At 35.0% G+C, this 17262-nt stretch carries 15 protein-coding genes; 1 reads left to right on the top strand and 14 read right to left on the bottom strand.

Going from position 1 to position 17262, the window contains the following annotated elements; all coding sequences use genetic code 11:
• Window positions 1–182 precede the first annotated feature (182 nt).
• The 14 genes from C240_RS04185 to C240_RS04120 form a co-directional block, all read right to left on the bottom strand.
• Window positions 183–584, bottom strand: coding sequence for a DUF2871 domain-containing protein (locus tag C240_RS04185; RefSeq protein WP_271491387.1), 402 nt, complete (start codon window positions 582–584; stop codon window positions 183–185).
• A 159-nt stretch (window positions 585–743) separates the two neighbouring features.
• On the bottom strand, window positions 744–1217 hold the full coding sequence (locus C240_RS04180; protein WP_271491384.1) for a glutathione peroxidase: 474 nt from the start codon (window positions 1215–1217) through the stop codon (window positions 744–746).
• A 113-nt stretch (window positions 1218–1330) separates the two neighbouring features.
• The gene (cls, locus tag C240_RS04175) at window positions 1331–2827 is read right to left on the bottom strand and encodes a cardiolipin synthase (RefSeq protein WP_271491381.1); all 1497 of its coding nucleotides are present in this window, start codon (window positions 2825–2827) and stop codon (window positions 1331–1333) included.
• Between the two features lie 251 nt (window positions 2828–3078).
• On the bottom strand, window positions 3079–3675 hold the full coding sequence (locus C240_RS04170) for a YczE/YyaS/YitT family protein (RefSeq protein ID WP_271491378.1): 597 nt from the start codon (window positions 3673–3675) through the stop codon (window positions 3079–3081).
• 258 nt (window positions 3676–3933) lie between these two features.
• Window positions 3934–5217: a glycosyltransferase gene (locus C240_RS04165; protein ID WP_271491376.1), complete on the bottom strand. Its 1284-nt coding sequence runs from the start codon at window positions 5215–5217 to the stop codon at window positions 3934–3936.
• Window positions 5207–6580, bottom strand: a complete 1374-nt coding sequence (locus C240_RS04160) for a nucleotide sugar dehydrogenase (RefSeq protein ID WP_271491372.1) — start codon at window positions 6578–6580, stop codon at window positions 5207–5209. The genes C240_RS04165 and C240_RS04160 overlap by 11 nt, the downstream gene beginning before the upstream one ends.
• 42 nt (window positions 6581–6622) lie before the next feature.
• Window positions 6623–7291 carry a hypothetical protein gene (locus C240_RS04155; RefSeq protein ID WP_271491369.1) on the bottom strand — a complete coding sequence of 223 codons (669 nt, stop codon included), beginning with the start codon at window positions 7289–7291 and terminating at the stop codon, window positions 6623–6625.
• 12 nt (window positions 7292–7303) lie between these two features.
• A complete protein-coding gene (locus C240_RS04150; RefSeq protein ID WP_271491365.1) occupies window positions 7304–8443 on the bottom strand; it encodes a DUF916 and DUF3324 domain-containing protein in 1140 nt (379 codons plus the stop codon).
• Window positions 8444–8687: 244 nt separating this feature from the next.
• Window positions 8688–9467, bottom strand: a complete 780-nt coding sequence (locus C240_RS04145; RefSeq protein ID WP_271491362.1) for a WxL domain-containing protein — start codon at window positions 9465–9467, stop codon at window positions 8688–8690.
• Between the two features lie 73 nt (window positions 9468–9540).
• Window positions 9541–10347, bottom strand: a complete 807-nt coding sequence (locus C240_RS04140) for a WxL domain-containing protein (protein ID WP_271491359.1) — start codon at window positions 10345–10347, stop codon at window positions 9541–9543.
• Window positions 10348–10695 carry an LPXTG cell wall anchor domain-containing protein gene (locus tag C240_RS04135; RefSeq protein WP_271491357.1) on the bottom strand — a complete coding sequence of 116 codons (348 nt, stop codon included), beginning with the start codon at window positions 10693–10695 and terminating at the stop codon, window positions 10348–10350.
• A gap of 14 nt (window positions 10696–10709) precedes the next feature.
• Window positions 10710–13994, bottom strand: a complete 3285-nt coding sequence (locus C240_RS04130; RefSeq protein ID WP_271491355.1) for a lectin-like domain-containing protein — start codon at window positions 13992–13994, stop codon at window positions 10710–10712.
• A gap of 80 nt (window positions 13995–14074) precedes the next feature.
• The gene (locus C240_RS04125; protein ID WP_271491353.1) at window positions 14075–14812 is read right to left on the bottom strand and encodes a winged helix-turn-helix domain-containing protein; all 738 of its coding nucleotides are present in this window, start codon (window positions 14810–14812) and stop codon (window positions 14075–14077) included.
• 58 nt (window positions 14813–14870) lie between these two features.
• Window positions 14871–15092 carry a hypothetical protein gene (locus C240_RS04120; protein ID WP_271491350.1) on the bottom strand — a complete coding sequence of 74 codons (222 nt, stop codon included), beginning with the start codon at window positions 15090–15092 and terminating at the stop codon, window positions 14871–14873.
• Between the two features lie 417 nt (window positions 15093–15509).
• Here C240_RS04120 and C240_RS04115 point away from each other — a divergent pair, with 417 nt between their 5' ends.
• Window positions 15510–16982 (top strand): helix-turn-helix domain-containing protein, encoded by a 1473-nt coding sequence (locus C240_RS04115; RefSeq protein ID WP_271491347.1) that lies wholly within the window; start codon window positions 15510–15512, stop codon window positions 16980–16982.
• Window positions 16983–17262: the final 280 nt, after the last annotated feature.

The raw sequence follows: 17262 nt of genomic DNA, 5'->3' as shown, positions 1-17262 counted from the left end.
AGCAATAAAATCAACAAAGATAAGGATGACAAAACGTATTTATTTTTCCTGTTTCAACTAAGTTTTTTTAAATTTTCTTTCTAAAAGAGCTCATTGACTAGTCTAAATTATAAATAAAAAAGTATAAATCAAAACAAAAACATAGTTTTGATTTATACCAGATAAACAGATGACACAAAAATTTATTCTTTAATAGAACCAAATAACACGTTAAAAAAGAAGCCCAGACCTATAGTCATGATAATATGCCCAATGCCTGCAACACCTGAGATTGCGGCACTATAGGAGTAGTCTAGCACCGTCATAGTACCGTGAATCAGCATTATTAATAATGTAATTCCCAAGCCGATATTATAAAGAATGTAAAACTTTTGATAATTCTTATGTTTCATAATTTGAAAATTCTTTTCCAACAGTAAAACAATAATTAAGAATATCATTCCTAAGACAAGTGCATGTGTATGTAGCGTACTTAACTGCGTTTTATCAGTAAATTCATGGAACTTAGTGAATTCACGATAGTAAACACCTGCCAACAAACCAAAAATCATATAAAACATACTTGCTCTAACTAACTTTTTCATTTAACTCTCCTTCATAAACGTTTTTATTTCTTTTAGGAAAGTATAACACATTTTATCAAAGATCATTTTTTCAAATAGACCTAATTCCTCATCCAAAATATAAATTAAAAGTGCAGAGTAAAATGTATCTTCACTCCACACTTAGCAAACTAGCCTCTTTTAAAGTAACTTTTTGATATCTCCAGCAATTTTTTCTGGTTCCACAGTTGGAGCAAAGCGCTTAACAACTTTTCCATCTCGATCCACTAAAAACTTAGTAAAGTTCCACTTGATCGCACCACCTAAAAGCCCACCTTTTTCTCCTTTTAAAAAATCATATAAAGGATCAGCATTTTCACCATTTACATCGATTTTTCCGAATGTTTGAAAAGTTGTTTGATAGGTCATTTGACAAAAATCACTGATTTCTTCATTGGTCCCTGGCGCTTGATGCCCAAATTGATTACAAGGAAAATCTAAAATTTCCAAACCTTGTTCTTGGTATTTTTTGTACAAATTTTCTAGACCTTCATACTGAGGAGTAAAGCCGCATCCAGTGGCTGTATTAACGATTAAAAGCACTTTTCCACGATAATCCTCTAATGAAACAGTTTCATTTTTTGTTGTTTTGACTTGATAATCATAGATGCTCATAATTTTTCTTCCTTTCTTATTGCTCGCTTTTCTTAAATACTAGTCAGTACTTCATTTTTCGTCAAGGAAATGGCTTTTGTTATAGTTAAAAAGTAGTATTTTACTTCCGTTTTTTATAAGAGCGGTGCAAAAAGTCCACTCAATTTGGCTTTTATTCGTTGCCAAGTTGTTCGTTGTAGCAATTCATGTTCTGTGATCTGTTTTGCATTCGAACGGTCTGTATTAAAATTAGTAACTAATGTTTGTATAGCTTGACCGCTGTATAAAATAACCGAAATTTCATGATTAATATCAAAACTGCGAATATCGAAATTTGTTGAACCAATCGTAGCAATCTGGTCATCAACAATCATTACTTTACAGTGAATAAATGCTGTATCATCATATTTATATACATGAATCCCTGCACTAAGCAATGATTCGATATAATAATCATTCCCATAATAAGAAAGCTTACGATCACCTTTTCCTGGAATAATAATTTCTACTTGAATCCCGTTGCGCGCAGCCCGACGTAGCAAAGCGAGCAGTTCATCGTCAGGTACAAAATAAGGGCTGGCAATCGAAATTTTCTCTTTCGCTGAATCAATCATATTAAATAGAACATCTCGAACTACCCGCTCTGAATCATACGGTCCGCCATAAACTACTTGCCCTTCATCACTGCCGACTGCTGCATCTGAAAAATAAGTTTCAGACATAAATTGACTAGCACTACCTGAAGTATTTTTCATGTAAAGCCAATCATATAAAAATGTTTCCTGCAGTTGATTAACCAACGGTCCTGTAATTTTCAAATGCGTATCCCGCCAATGTGAAAATTTAGGAGTAATGCCTAAGTATTCATTTCCAACATTCAAACCGCCAGCAAAACCAATTTTCCCATCGATTACAATCACTTTTCTATGATTGCGCCAATTTACTCTAGAAATATGATAAAACGAACGAATTGGATTAAAAACGGCAACTTCAATGCCTGCTGCTTTCAACGAGTCAAGATAACTATCCGAAAGTTTCAAGGAACCTAAGCCATCGACAGCAAAACGAACCTGAACACCTTCCGAAGCTTTTCTAATTAGAATTTTGCGCAGCTGATCTGCTACCTCATCTTCTTTGATGATAAAGTAAAATAAGTGAATATGGTCATGTGCATCATTTAATGCAGAGAAAATCATTTCAAATGTCTCTTCCCCATCTGTAAGTACCTCGAACTGATTTCCTCCAGTCACAGCTTTTGCAGATAAACGTTCATTTTTCATCTGTAAATTGTTTAATGGGTCGACTTTTACTTGGTGCAGTGTTTGAACATATTGAACTAATTCTTCTTGCTCTTTTCGCTGAACAGCATTGCTTTTTAACTTACTTCGACCAAAAAAGAGATATAAAAACAACCCTACAAACGGTACACAATACAACGTTAAAACCCATGCAATTTTCACACTTGTTACTGCCGTTTTTTTTAATAAAATATAAATACTTAATAAAATAGAAATCAGTTCCAATAGTGTTAAAACAATTAGAATAAACCGTGGATAAAATGCAAAAAGAACCCCAATTGTCAGTACTATCGCCAATAAAACAAGCCCAAATTGACGCAAAGTCTGGTTCATACTCATTCTCCTTAAAACTCTATTTTTTGTTTTCTCTCGTCTAGATAATTTCATTTTAGCATAACTTTGTTTTATTGCTGGAATAATTAACTATATGTCATTCGGGAAAACACTTATAATCTTAGACAAAAAATTGAATACGCACACAGAAAATAGACAAGAAGAAAGGATAAGCCCTACACTTCTTGCCTACGCTTCGTATTCATTAATCATGAGTCATTCACACAATAGATTGGGTATTTACCCCTATATCAGTTTGTTGGGTTTAAAACTTTCATTGTTTTCTCAAAAATAGGCCCAATCGTAACGACGCATATTAACGTCCCTATACCAATTGGCGCTCCTAGTGACATTCCTACAATAACCATCGTCGCATCTAACCCCATACGAATAACTTTCAAACTCAGATTAGTATGTTTAAAAATCAGTTGTGTTAATGCTTCAAGTGCGGCAGACCCTTTATTAGATGAAACATAAATACCTGCACCTACTCCAAATAAAATTGGGGCAACAAGAATTGAAAAAATCGGGTACCACGAGATGTTTACTGATACTTGGTCCATAACAGGTTCAAATATCCCAATTAACAACCCTAAGCCAAGACCATTAATAAAACTTCCAATACCTAGTTCTTTCCGATTAAAAATAGCCACAATACAAAGAATAATGATATTAAATAGAAGACTGGCAACCCAGAAAGGAATATCAAAAATATTCAAGATGCCTAATAGAAAAATACTAATTGTATCAGCGCCTTTATGAGCAGTTATAAGTAATGTAACCGCCAAAGAGATAAAACTTGTACCTAAGAGTACTTGTAATAATTTACGGATTTCCAGTTTGCTCATTTTTTCTCCTTTAGTTTCTTAAAAGCTAGATGCTTCATTTTTTGTTGCGTTTCTTTTATATCATCCATTTACGGATTTTTCAATAAATATCCTCATACTATAGTTAGTCTAAGATCTGTACATGTACGAATAAACAGTGATTCACAATCTAAAAGCTATTATCCCTTAGAACAAGATAATAGCTTCTTAGTAGCGTTTATTAAGATTATCTTTCTATCATACAGTTTTTCCATTCCAAATAAATATGATATTTTTATTTTATGCTTGTTTTGATTTTTCTACCCGTGTACCCCACTTATTCACTTTCAAAGTCAAAAGTGCATAAATACGAACAATATGAATCGTAAAAAAATGGAAGATTCCATATACTGGTGCAAGCAAATAACAAAATGGATCTTTAAAAATATAATGAACATTTCTCGCATAAGCAGATAAACAAGCTAGTAGTAAAAAGAATAACCAGTCGTTTAGAGTAAGGTCCCCAAAGTGCCAAAAAATATTATACGAAATTGCTCCTAAAAAGACAATCCACAGCAAAATTTCGGTTATTGACCAAATAAAGACTAAAGGTCTTTTTCGAATCAGTTTCATTGAAATGAAACTTTCTCTAAAAAAGGATTTACTCCAACGCGTTTGCTGTTTCAAAAATACACCGATTTTTTCCGGAACATCTGTAATACATTTTGCCGTTTCCTGATATACTGTTTTACCAAGTTCATTCGCATAGTTGGTTAAACAACGATCATCACCAACATGAGCTGGTACACCAAAGACTGTTTGATTCAAATATCGATCTAAATTTTTCATAACGACTTCACGTCGATAGCAGCTAATCGGACCAGAACACACTAGAATATTTCCTGTAACTGATTGAGAGGCACGTTCTACACGAAAGGCATTATCATAACGCATATCTAGTAAATACGAAAGCAATGAATTTCTTTTGTTTCTTGCATTAATATGACCCGTAACAGCTTGAACTTTTTTATTTCTAAAGGGTCTCATTAGTTCATACAACGTTGTCGGAAAAATTTCGCCATCTGAATCCATAGTGAAGAAAATATCCCCAGTGCTTCGTTCAAATGCATATGCTTGAGCAAATCTTTTTCCCTGATTGTGAGGTAATTTTGCAATCGTAATTTTCCGGGCAAACGACTCAGGCATTGTTTTGATTACTTCTTCCATAACTTGATCCAAGACATACTTTTGGCTACCATCATCAACAACAAAAACTTCTTTAATTGGGTAAGTTTGTTTTGATAAGCCTGTTAAAAGGGTTAAAATTGCTTTTTTTGATTCATTGTAAACAGGAATTACGACCGTTACATCTAACCTTGGCGGTTTACTGGTATCGACCTGATAAAACATTGAAAGTCCTGTTTTGATAATCAAATACGTAATCATAAACCAGCCATACATACTAAAGGCTTTTGAAATATGACCAGTTCGCCAAAAACCAATCAAGCCAATTAGCATTGCACAAAAAGCGAAAGTGATACAAGATAATAGTAAATGAGTTCTCCGTTGCTTTTTACTTTCCACTAAGTTCTTTCTCCTTGATTGTCGTTTTTTTAAATACCTGACGATCTAATTTGCCGCCGCCAATTCTGAAGATTTTATCTCCAGTTTTTTTATACGTATGGCTCATATCAACAATTGCTTGGCTTTCTTTTAAAAGGGTTTGATAATCAATCGTACTATGTTTTGTTAGAATAACAACACAATCATATGAAGCAAAATCACATATATTTGCTTGTATGACGGGGATCTCTGTTCCATGTTTATCTTTAAATGAGGAGACAAAAGGATCTAAAATCGCAAGATCTGCATGCTTAGCATTTAATGTTTCATAAATATCTAGCGTTGGTGACTCCCTAATATCACTGATATCTGATTTATAAGACAAACCAACTAAAAGAATTTTAGAATTTTTCACTGATTTTTCTTGCATGTTTAGGGCTTCGTAAATTTTATCGACGACATTAAACGGCATGTTCATATTGATTTCCTGAGAAAGTTCAATAAATTTGTTAAAAAATTTACTTTGTTTGCCTTTCCAGTACAGATACATCGGATCAAGTGGAATACAATGTCCGCCAACTCCTGAGCCGGGATAAAATGGCATAAATCCAAATGGTTTTGTCGCAGCAGCATCAACTGATTCCCAAATATCAATATCCATTCGTTCACACATCATGGCCATTTCATTGATAAAGGCAATATTGATGCTTCTAAACGTATTCTCAAGTAATTTACTCATTTCAGCTGTTTCAGGAGAACTCACAACCACAATTTGATCTAAAATTGAACCATAGAGCGCTTGGCCTAATTCAGAGCTTTCTTCTGTTATCCCACCAATTACTTTTGGAATATTTTTAGTTTGGAAGGTTGCATTGCCTGGATCAATGCGTTCAGGTGAAAAACATAAAAAGTAATCCTGATTGATATGTTTATTCTTCCACTCCAATTTGTGATGAAATAATTCACGTGTAGAACCTGGATATGTCGTACTTTCCAGCAAAATCAATAAGCTTTTTTTCATATATCGTTCAATTTTATCAGCTGTAAATTCCAAATAGCTGATGTCTGGTTCCTGGTTTTTATTTAAAGGTGTCGGCACACAAATACTAAGTACATCCAACTCTTCAATTGATTCAAAATTTGTAGTTGCGCTAAATCGGTTGGATTTAACCGCTGAAGTAACTATTTCATTTTTTACATCTAATACATGTGATTGACCTTCATTCAACGCCTTTACTGTATTTTTATTTGTATCAATTCCAATAACTTCAAAACCGGCACTAACGAATTCCATTGCTAAAGGTAACCCGACATAGCCTAAGCCGACAACTCCGATTTTTGCTTTTTTTTTCTTAATTTTTGTTAGTAACTGGTCTTTCAACATGCATCAAACTCCTATTTCCCTCATTTTTTCACATTTATTTCTTCATTTCGCTTCTGAAAAGGCGGCTTCGTTCACTTTGTAATAGTCAAATGCCGCTCGTTCGTGTTCTTGTGCTTTTATGATATCTCGTAAAAATTCTTCGACTAAATCTGGATTACCATAGAAATTTTTGGTTTGGGTGCTGGCATTCATCCCAAGTTGTTTAGTCGCATTATAATAGCGATTCAAGATTAGCTGACCTTCTTGAGAATTTAAGGTACTCGCTTTTTTTGTTCCGTAACTTGCCATTGCTGTCGCCAAGTAGCGGATGTTTTGTTGGAGTTTTTCTTCATCATCAGCTTGATCGCGCGCTAAAATCAGTTGCTCTTCAAAATCGCGTAGGAGATAATAACCACGTACAACTGAATCCGAATCTTCCGTTGTTAGATTCATCGCTTGATAATAGGAAATGTACGTAGATGAACCTGAAAATGATACGGTTAAAATTATCAGCCACATAATCCAGACAAGACTCTTTTTTTTCTTTCGCTGAAGTTCCTTTTTTTGTTTTGCTATTTTTTTATTTTTCTTCTTATTCTTAAGTTTTTTCTTGGGTAATTTCCCTAATTCTTTTTGTTGAATAAAATATAAAAACCCAAAAAGAAAAATACCTAAAAAAGTTATAATAGCGGCTGCAAGGCTTGCTACAAAGATACTCTCTAAAATAGACATGTGTTTCAGCCCCTATTCATCCATTGCTTGCTTTTTTTCGTTACTGCTGTTGTTTTGACTTGCTTTTTTCTTTTTACGTGCCTTTTTCTCTTCTAGTTCTTTTTGTTGTTTCTTTTTACGTAAATACGTCATAATACCGAAAACAATCCCGATTAGAAGGATCACAGTACCTACAAGCAGTGCAATTAGTTGCCAATTTAAGCCTTTTTCCTGTACTAAACCGACATCTCGTTCATTGAATTTATCGGCATCGTCTTGAGTAATTTCAAATTCTTCTGTCCATGCCCATCGTTGATCGCCTGATGTGACTAAAATATTGGCTACATAAGTGCCTGATACCATTCGCTCGCCGTTCATACTAACCGGAAATTGGATGAATGAATTTGGCGCCATGCGCATGGCAGTCTGTTTTCGTTCGTATAAAACAGCGTCATTTCCTTTGGCATTGATTTGAGTTTCTACGGTCATATCGTTTAAAAATGCTGGGATGACGTTGGAGAAATCAACGAAAATCGTATTACGATAATTGTTTTGTCCAGCGAAAACGCTATTTAAGTTTAAATCTGGTGATAATTCTTCTTCGGATTCTTGAAGCAATAGTCCAATCACATAAGCATATTGGTTAATGATTCGCGAACCGCCTTCTTCTGAAACATTGTTTTCTTGATCGGCTTTCATTAACTGAATGCCACCAGCGATTACACCCTCGGTACTGGTTTCCGGCATCTTGATTTTCAATTCAAGATTTTTAGTTTCTCCTGCTTCTAAATCTATCGATTCTGGTCCGGATACAATATCTTCGAAATCAAATTTTAAGGATACATCGTTTTCAATGTCTGAATCACCATATTCAATGACCCCGTTTTGGTTTGTTACTGCACCGTTTAACCCGACATCAATCGTTAATTTTTCAGTGCTGGGGTTACTCACGGTTATATTTAGCGTTTGTTCTTGTCCTTGGGACATTTTCAACTTGTAATAGCCGATATTGTTTTCCATTTGATTATCCGGAAAATTTAAACTGTACGTAAAGCCAGTCGCTCCAGCAATATCGTCCTCCGCATGAGCTAGAGGTGCCAGAAAGAAACTTGGCAAAAGTAACACGATCATTAACGGAATAATTCCAATTGTTTTTAGTATTTTTTTCATCATCTATAACCTCATGTCTTTTTAGTTTTCTATGTATGTGATTGTAGTTAAAAGGCAATGTGCGGGACAAAACTAAAGAACAGTTTTGCTCCACATACTGCACCCGAATAAACGGTGAGATCAGAAGCAATCTCTTTGGAAATAAGCTGAAATTCACAAAAATTTGAAATACAATTTTCGTGAATTCCTTCTTCTTTCTCGAGGTTTAGCACTTCTGTCTCAGCCTCTACTTTAGGAAAAGCTAAAGTTATTGAGCAGCTACAACTTTCCATGTTACTTTCGCTACATACTCATCTACTGCCATATTTGAAGCAGTTGAAGCAGGAACTGTTAGTTTTACTGAGTTTGCATCTGTTTCTTCTCTGCTATCACCAAAAGCCATGATGTAACGACCTTTACCTTCTTCTGCTGCTGCATTAGCTGTTACTACAGTTGTTGCCGCACCATCTTCAGTTAATTGGAATGCTGGCGCAGTAAGACTTGGCGCTTTATTGGTATTGTCAATCTGCGCAGTCATAAAACCATTACTGAAATCAATCGTTGCTCCAGCTAATTTGTTTGTATCTTTTCCTGTAAATTGTTGACTCATTTCAGCTGTTACCGTGTAGCCAAATGTACCTCCGGCACGGATATCACGCCATTGTACATACGCTCCACGTGTCATTGCATCATCACCTTCGCCAAACAACATCGGCGCTGCAAAAGCAGTTACTTCATTTGCAGATGTTTTGATTGTACCAAATTCTAAGTTTGTTACTTTTTCAATCATTAATGGGCCGCGATCTGGATTTGGCTCTTCACCCGGTCCATCTGGATTTGGCTCAGGTAAAGTACCGTCTCCATCGCCATCTGGTTCAGGATCAATTGTTCCTGAATCTTCTTCATCTGGATCAGTTCCGCCTTCTTCAACTGTTACTGTTCCAGTTGAGTTCAATGATGTTGCATCCGCAAAAGCTGCAGTTGGCGCCAATGCACCGATTGCTAGTGCAGCGACGATAGCTGCTGATGATAATGTTGTTAGTTTCATAATGTGTTTCCTCCTGTGTATGGTTCTATATTATTTATTTGATAACCTGGACGAATCCAGAAGTATCACAAAGTTAAGGTAACTCGGCTAATATCCAAGTTAGTTCTGTTGCATATTGTACTGGATGAATTTTTGTGGCAGTTGGAATCGTTAAGCTGATCGCTGAGTTATGATACGCCTGTTTGCCGGAAAACTCATCCATCACTGGATTCCCTACTGCATCCATCGCTGGTGACAAGGTACTATCTAAGTTGTTGCTATTCGTTTCAGAAGCACCGAAGGCAATTGTCCAAACACCGCGGCCATTTCCAGCCGTCGCTGTAGCTAATTCGTAGGCGGTGCCAATCGAATTTAGCGCAATCGTTTCTCGGGTTACTGTTGGTGAACCGCTGTTGCCACTGCTGTTAGCCCAGCCTTTATCTAAGGAAAGGACCGCACCGCTTAGTTCTTGTTCACTGGTTTCTTGAATCACCGTGTTTCTAAATTGATGGTTCTGTTTCACTTGAAGTGTCCAGCCCGTTGAGACAGCCCGTTGATCGGTGATTTGGATAAAGCTTCCTCGTGGTCCAGTTTCTCCTAAGAATTGTTGGGCCAGTGCTGGAAAGGTGCGGTTTGTATCGGTTAGTTGCGCTCGCCCAAAATCAAGAACTGATACATAATCTATTCGCAGAGCCCCTTCTGTTGAAGGACCTTCACCGGGATCAACAACCTCACCAGGATTTTCAGGATCAATTGGATTTGTGATGGCACTACCTTCAACAGTAACAGTTCCCGATTGCTCCAATGACTCTGGATTCGCTTGGACAACTGGACTAAAAAGTGTGACTCCTGTTACTACTGTGAGAATACTGGTCACAACGTTAAAATTTTGTCGTTTCATCTACCTCTCCTCCTTGTTTGTCCATTTACGTAACATAACTAGAAGAAAAACAAGTAAAACTAGAGCAATTCCGATAAATCCAAAATTTCCCATTCGTTCACCAGTGCTCGGAAGATTTCCAGCCGGTTTCTTCGCAGAATCATCATCTTCTAAAGATGATTCCGGTTTATCCGTTTCTATAGGTGTTGATTCATCAGACTCGACTTCCTCATCGTAAAATGATATTTTCCCATCTGTATTAACCTGACCACCTGCGCCTTCCGTTCCGTAAACAATGACTGGCCATAAACTGGCACTCATCAGCACAATCAAGGAGCAGAATATGATAATTAATTTGTTCGTTCTCATTTTTCCCTCTCCTTTTACGGCTGTCCAGCCATGACTTTCCATGTGATCACACCAACATAACTTCCTGTATGCACGATATCCGATGACCCAATTTGTAGTTTCACACCATCTGTTCCCGTCTGGTTGCCCCAACTATTACTTATATCAAAACTTCCTGCTGAACCGTCTGTGTTCAAGTACACGGTTTGGGCATTGCTGTCTAAAATAGTTTCATGACCTTTATAAACATAACGCAAGGCATTGATCAACTCTTGTCCATCCTCATTTATCATTGGTGTTGATAATGAGGCCGTTAATGTCCAGCCATTCGCTGATTCTGCTCGTGTATCCGTAACAATTAATGGTTGATCAATATCTGGATCTTCCACCCTTTGAGTCGTTGCATTGTATGTCAGTGATCCGAAATCAAGGGAGTTAGGTGCTGATGCTAGACTAAGTACGCCTTGAATTTTGTAGCAAACCGTTACTTCTGCTTGATCTAACAAAACAGCTGCTTCATTTACAGGACGTTCAGCAATTTCATAACCTGCACTTTCTAATGCTGCCAATTGCTCTACTACTCCTTGATTTTTCGTTAAATCAACTTCATCCCCTATCAGATGATTTTCAATCGTAATTGTATAACCAGGAAGTACTTGATCTAGTTCATTCACAAATTCGACTATTAGTACAGCATCTCTTTCTTCTTTTTCATAAACATAGCTGACAACAATATCTTCTTTTGTAAAAATACCTCTTGCATTATGAGGGTCTTCTGTTAAGGTATAACCTTCAATTTCTTTAGAGTGAGTGATATACTCAGTATCAATATATCCTGTTAAAATATCAGATTCTGCAAGTGTACTTCCATCAATATCAACATATTTAACTTCGACAGTTCCCTTAGTAGAGCTATAAACAAGCGATATTGTTTTCTTCTCCCTTTCAAAAATACCATTTAATCCATTAGAAGGATTAACTCTTAAAAACTCGAAATCTGCAATTTCAGGTGGCGTTATTTCATAAATATCTTTTACTAACCCACTTATATTTTCAGTCTCTAAAATAGTATTTCCCTTTTCATCAATGTATTCGACATCGATAGAACTCTCTACACGTTTAAAATAGTACGTTACTGTCTGTACCTCATCGGTTAAAACAATCGTATTATTTTCTGGATTAAAGTGTTCACTCTCACTACTAACTTCTACATAATCGTAGCCAAGATTGTATGGTGAATCATTTGATGTATTCATCGGATTTAATGATACTGTTTCACCTACTCCAGATTCAATGATTTGTGGATCAATGATATCCTCATCTGTGTCAACATCTTTATATTGAATTTCTGTTTTCCCTAGTCCTGCAACATATCTAAAACTTTCAATCTGTACTTCATGTAAATTAGTTCTATCTCCTGTTGCTGCTGACATGATATATGAGAAGGCAGTCACTCGATTTGCTTGCCAAGAAGTTACATCTCTATGCCAAACAGCCCCATTATATTCTACTGTTAGAATTTTTGTATGTTCCCCAGGGTTATAACTAACCTTAAAGTCCCTAAAGATGTTATTTGATGGCGCCGTAATCTGCCTTCCTGGAGAATCTGAATCCATATGATTTTTCAGCATCCTATCTGATCCCGTGTACACGAAGGCTCCAAAAGCATTCGCTCTACTAAATTCACCAGGATCCCTATCTGCATTACCACTAGCGGTCGAATTATAATGAGTATCTAATTTAAAGCCAAACGCTGATGCTAAACCAGCGAGTCCCATTCCTTGTCCATTTTGACCAACATCCATATTTTCTGCTTGATGAAAACCAATAGCAAAGCCATCAGCACCACTACTGTTCGATCCTAGGTTGACTTTTCCTACGAATTCCATCGGATGATCATTACTAATTTTCTCTTTAAGTGTGGCGTTTCCAGCTTGACCTCTAAGGTTATCTGTTAGCTTTAGAACACCATTTAACTGATTGTAGTTTGCACTTCCATGTAAGTCAAAATGCTCTAAAAAGTTATCTTTATCAACATCAATAAAAGTAAATTCATCAGGAATTGTTACATACTCCATTCGATCAATTTGAATTTGATGCAAATTGGTTCTATTTCCAGTAGCTGCTGAAATTAAGAATGATAACTCTTCAACATGGCTAGGCAGCCACTTTGTAATGTCTGTATGCCATACTTGACCATTGTAGTTTATGCTCAAAATTTTGTTACTAACTCCTGGATTATAAACCAATGAAAACTCACGAAATTGATTATTTGAAGCAGCCGGTATCTCTCTAGCTGGTGCTTCACCTCCCATATAGTTTCTTAATATACGAGTGGAATCAGTATAAACAAAACTCCCAAAGGCATCTGACCTTCTAAATGCTGATGGATCTGCTTCTGTATTGCCGTTTGCTGATGAATTATAGTGTGTATCCAGCTTAAAACCAAAAGCATCATTTAATCCAGCCATTCCCATACCTTGTCCTGTTTGACCTACAGATGTAAGTGTCGATGTATGAAAACCAAATCCCATACCATCAGCTCCGCTGCTACTCGCGCCTAAATTTACACGACCCGTTAAAAGTACTGGATAATCAGCTAAAAGTTTTTCTTTCAAATTTATTGAACCGGCTAAATAAGTCTCGTTTTGAGTCAACGTCACTAGACCTCTGCCTTCGTTCTTGGCCGAATCTGAAAAAGTAAAATAGTCTTCTAAATTATTAACATCTACTACTACCTTACTATTATTTTTCAATTCAACATCTGAAAAAACATTTTTAATCAAGCTATTATGAGTTGTGATTTCTGAATCACCCAGAGATAATCTATCGTCTAATGGTAAATAATCAACATCTTGTACAGAAACTTCTTCAGACTCTTCTTTTGATTCCAAAACAGAAAGTTGAATTTCTTGTGAATCTAGATTATTTTTTTCATCTACTAGCTCAACAAGATAATCCCCACCTTTTTCCGCATTCAACAATACTTCTAATGAGGTTTGAGCTACATTCATTGAAATAGTTAAGTTCTGACCTGTTTCATCCCACATAAAATAGGCTTGGTTCTCATCACTTAATGCGTCATCCTGAATAGCTTTAACAAAATTCAGTCCTTCTGGAATACTTAAGATAACGTTCTTTCTAGTATCTGATTCCTCATCAAGATCCGCTAATGTTCGATTATCCTCTATTTTCAGATGAAATGTTTCGTTTTCACGAATTGCTTCTTCTACTACATTCAATGAAATAGGGGTCTTAGCAAATAGCTGTGTAGCTGAAAGACTCCATAGGCCCAAGCCGATCATGCAAATGAGTGTCAATATCGCAATACTGCTATAAAGGAACTTCTTTTTTCTTATGGTTCTTAGTTTTTTCATTTTTTATTATTATTTCCTTTCTTTCACATATTGGTAGTACCCCAGTTCCCTCCCCCCCTTTCGTTATGTATTATTTTGACATTCGTATCTAGCAGGTACCCTACTGAACGAACAGTACGTAAAACATTCGGGTTTATATCATGTTGTTTCAATTTATTTCTGATATGAAAAATCATGTTGGCAATACGGTATTTCTTTTCTGAAAGTTCTGTTTCTTTTTTAGAATTCCAGATACTTGAATAAATATTTTCATATGTAAATGCTTGATTCACCCGGGTATCCAGCAATGCCAACAGTTTATATTCTAAATTCGTCAGACTGACTTCGGTTTGATTCGGTACTTTGATACTTTGATTTTGTGCATTCAGCTGTAAATTGTTTGTTGTTGTTTTTTTCACACTATTTTGTAGTGCTTTTGGATAAATCAAGTCCATCGTATTTTTAATTAGAACAAACATCTCTTCATCTGAGAACTTAGGATCTAAAACACCAATTGCACCTAATTCTATTGTTAATTTCCGATTAACCCTATTCTCAGTCTCATCTATAATCCAGATCGGTAATGAGCTATGTCGTTTGATTGATAACATTAGTTCAAAATTGGAACTTGGATCTTTTCCTTTTTTTTGCCGAATAATTACTCCGTGAATATGGTCTAACTGATGAAAAAGATGTTTTTCATCAGAAAAATTAAAACCACGTAGGTTAAGCGAATCTGGTATAGAGTATTCCTCTGTATTAACGGTTGCTAAATTATACATAGTTTATTTTCTCCTTACTCTTTACTTAGCATGGTAGTCAATCCTATAATTTTCTTTATTATTCTTTTAAATACAAACCATCGCCCATTTCATCTACATATAAAACCTCATCAATATTATTTAAATAAATTGGAACTAAACTAAAAATTTCTTCTTTACTCACAAAATTATTAAATACTAGTGTTTTTCTATGCTTACGTTTTGTACCTTCCTCTGTTTTGGCTACAAACTCTATATTATAAACTGTGATACCATTCCAATATTTTTCAATTCGTCCCATTTATGATTTCCCTCCGATTTATCAATGTAATTTATCGTCTCGCATTTGCATATACAACTCTAACAAAGTAAATTCATTTCTTCATGACAGCTTTTTCTCCATAAGAAGAAAAAGCTGTCTTATCTCTTAATTATTTTTTTGATATAAAATAAAAAAAAGATCGAAAAAATCGATCTTCATTCACAAAATTATTAAGTATTCATATTTTTCTTTTCTTACCTTTAAAGATAACTTCAGTCAAAAATACACCCTCGTGATTAAATGCTCTTCTACAGCTCTCCTATTCCATCTATAGTTCACTATACCGTTTTATAAATAACGTTAGCAAACTATACTCACTACGATTTTCTTTCAAAGGTTAAAAAAGTATTTTCTTTTTTTAAAGTATAAAATAAATATAAAAGGAATGATTTCATCGTGAAGAGTACACAATTAAACTTACTGATTGATAAACGAATTAAAAGATGGTTCCAAATCTTAAACAGTCTAGAAAGAGGCTCAAGCTTACAAAAAAAATTGGCCCAATCGCTTGATATATCAACTAAAACTATATTAGCCGATATAAAAGAAATAGAACCTTACTTCAATCAGTCGATTACCATCGCTGCATCTGCAAATGGTTATACACTTACAATTAATGATAAAGTGGCTTATACTGACCTAAAGAAAAAATTATTGGAACACGAACCGCTACTAGCCATTCTCTCAGGGATATTCTATGGCAACCTGATGTCTATTTTTGATTGGGCTGACCAACTATTTTTAGCTGACCGTACTTTGATTCGTTATTTAAAAAAACTAACACCCGTTCTTGAGCATTATCAATTAAAAATGACATATCCACAGTTATCCTTGGAAGGAAAAGAAATTGATATTCGTAACTTTTTTTTGGCTATTTTTTATGAAGAAGACACTATTCCTCATTACATTTTTCCGCCAATTTTAATCAATACTATTATGGCAGATTTATCTAAGGTTGAATTTAATCATTTTCAGTTGGATCTTCCTCAATATAAAATGTCATACCTATTGTTTATTACATTCCAACGCATCAGCAATGGATATACACTAGAAATAGACAACGTTATGATAAAGCCGTACTTGTCTAATGCATTGAAACAACTGGAGTTTTCCTTTGAAAAACATACTGGTTTTCACTTGAATTCCTCTGATTTAGTTTATTTAATGTTGATGATGTCAAATTCAAATTCATATAATAGTGCTTTAGAACTAGCACCAACTTGTGAAGAAGATATAATGTCGTCATCACTTCAACTAACAGTTTCTCTTTGTAATGAACTTGGAATTTTAGACGATAAACAAGCAAGAAAGTTTATCCACTCTTTTTTTCAGCTAAATTATTTGAAAAATGCAGCATCCGTTACTTGCTTATTTCTTCCACCATCGTTAATTTATTACAATAATATCCACTATAAAAAGGAATTGACTCTGCTGAAAAAATTCCTAAAAAAGTACTCAGATATTTTACTCATAGACCACTCAGCAGAATTCGAACAAACATTACTTGTTTTTACAATCAGACTAATGTATAAATTAAATCAAAAGAGTTATAATATAGCCTTTATATTTGAAGGTTCTTCTGAAATGACCTTACTACTTGAAGATATTACTCGAACATATATGCCTTCTGGTCATTCTATCTATTTCTTTCGTGCAAACACTCTACTAGAAGAAGAATTTGCCAAATGTTCAATTGATTTAGTTGTAACAAACTTTAGTGAATATATTTTTGAACTTCCTGAAGAGATGAAATACTTACTATTCAGCTACCATCCAACCCCTGATGATTGGAATGAGCTTATTAAAATCATTGACCCTAGGCTCAATACTAAATACAAAATTTCGACAGCTTTAAACACTACAGAATAATTACAGAAATCCTAAATTAATTATTGAAACTAATTTCCTTCTTTCGTATAAAACAAAGACATTATTAGCGCAACTCTATCAATATAGAGAGTAAAAAGTATAATGTAAAATGAATTCTTTATAAAATTGTATGTGAAAAAAACAACAAGTTTTCGAGAAATTTTTGTGCGCGCTTTTTGAAACAAAATAGTGACTAGAATATCTTATAGGATTTCTGAATGAATAAAAATATTTACTTTCCACAGGTATTCTTTAGACAATACTTCAATAGAAAATTTAT

The sequence above is a fragment of the Enterococcus sp. 5H genome (genome assembly GCF_028128615.1).
Classification (GTDB): domain Bacteria; phylum Bacillota; class Bacilli; order Lactobacillales; family Enterococcaceae; genus Enterococcus_L.
The sequence above is the reverse complement of the archived record's forward strand: the minus strand, read 5'-3'. Positions and strand labels throughout refer to the sequence as shown.

Coding starts and splice junctions, on each gene's coding strand:
- C240_RS04185 (WP_271491387.1), bottom strand. CDS start 584: ATGAAAAAGTTAGTTAGAGCAAGTATGTTTTATATGATTTTTGGTTTG.
- C240_RS04180 (WP_271491384.1), bottom strand. CDS start 1,217: ATGAGCATCTATGATTATCAAGTCAAAACAACAAAAAATGAAACTGTT.
- cls (WP_271491381.1), bottom strand. CDS start 2,827: ATGAACCAGACTTTGCGTCAATTTGGGCTTGTTTTATTGGCGATAGTA.
- C240_RS04170 (WP_271491378.1), bottom strand. CDS start 3,675: ATGAGCAAACTGGAAATCCGTAAATTATTACAAGTACTCTTAGGTACA.
- C240_RS04160 (WP_271491372.1), bottom strand. CDS start 6,580: ATGTTGAAAGACCAGTTACTAACAAAAATTAAGAAAAAAAAAGCAAAA.
- C240_RS04155 (WP_271491369.1), bottom strand. CDS start 7,291: ATGTCTATTTTAGAGAGTATCTTTGTAGCAAGCCTTGCAGCCGCTATT.
- C240_RS04150 (WP_271491365.1), bottom strand. CDS start 8,443: ATGATGAAAAAAATACTAAAAACAATTGGAATTATTCCGTTAATGATC.
- C240_RS04145 (WP_271491362.1), bottom strand. CDS start 9,467: ATGAAACTAACAACATTATCATCAGCAGCTATCGTCGCTGCACTAGCA.
- C240_RS04140 (WP_271491359.1), bottom strand. CDS start 10,347: ATGAAACGACAAAATTTTAACGTTGTGACCAGTATTCTCACAGTAGTA.
- C240_RS04135 (WP_271491357.1), bottom strand. CDS start 10,695: ATGAGAACGAACAAATTAATTATCATATTCTGCTCCTTGATTGTGCTG.
- C240_RS04125 (WP_271491353.1), bottom strand. CDS start 14,812: ATGTATAATTTAGCAACCGTTAATACAGAGGAATACTCTATACCAGAT.
- C240_RS04120 (WP_271491350.1), bottom strand. CDS start 15,092: ATGGGACGAATTGAAAAATATTGGAATGGTATCACAGTTTATAATATA.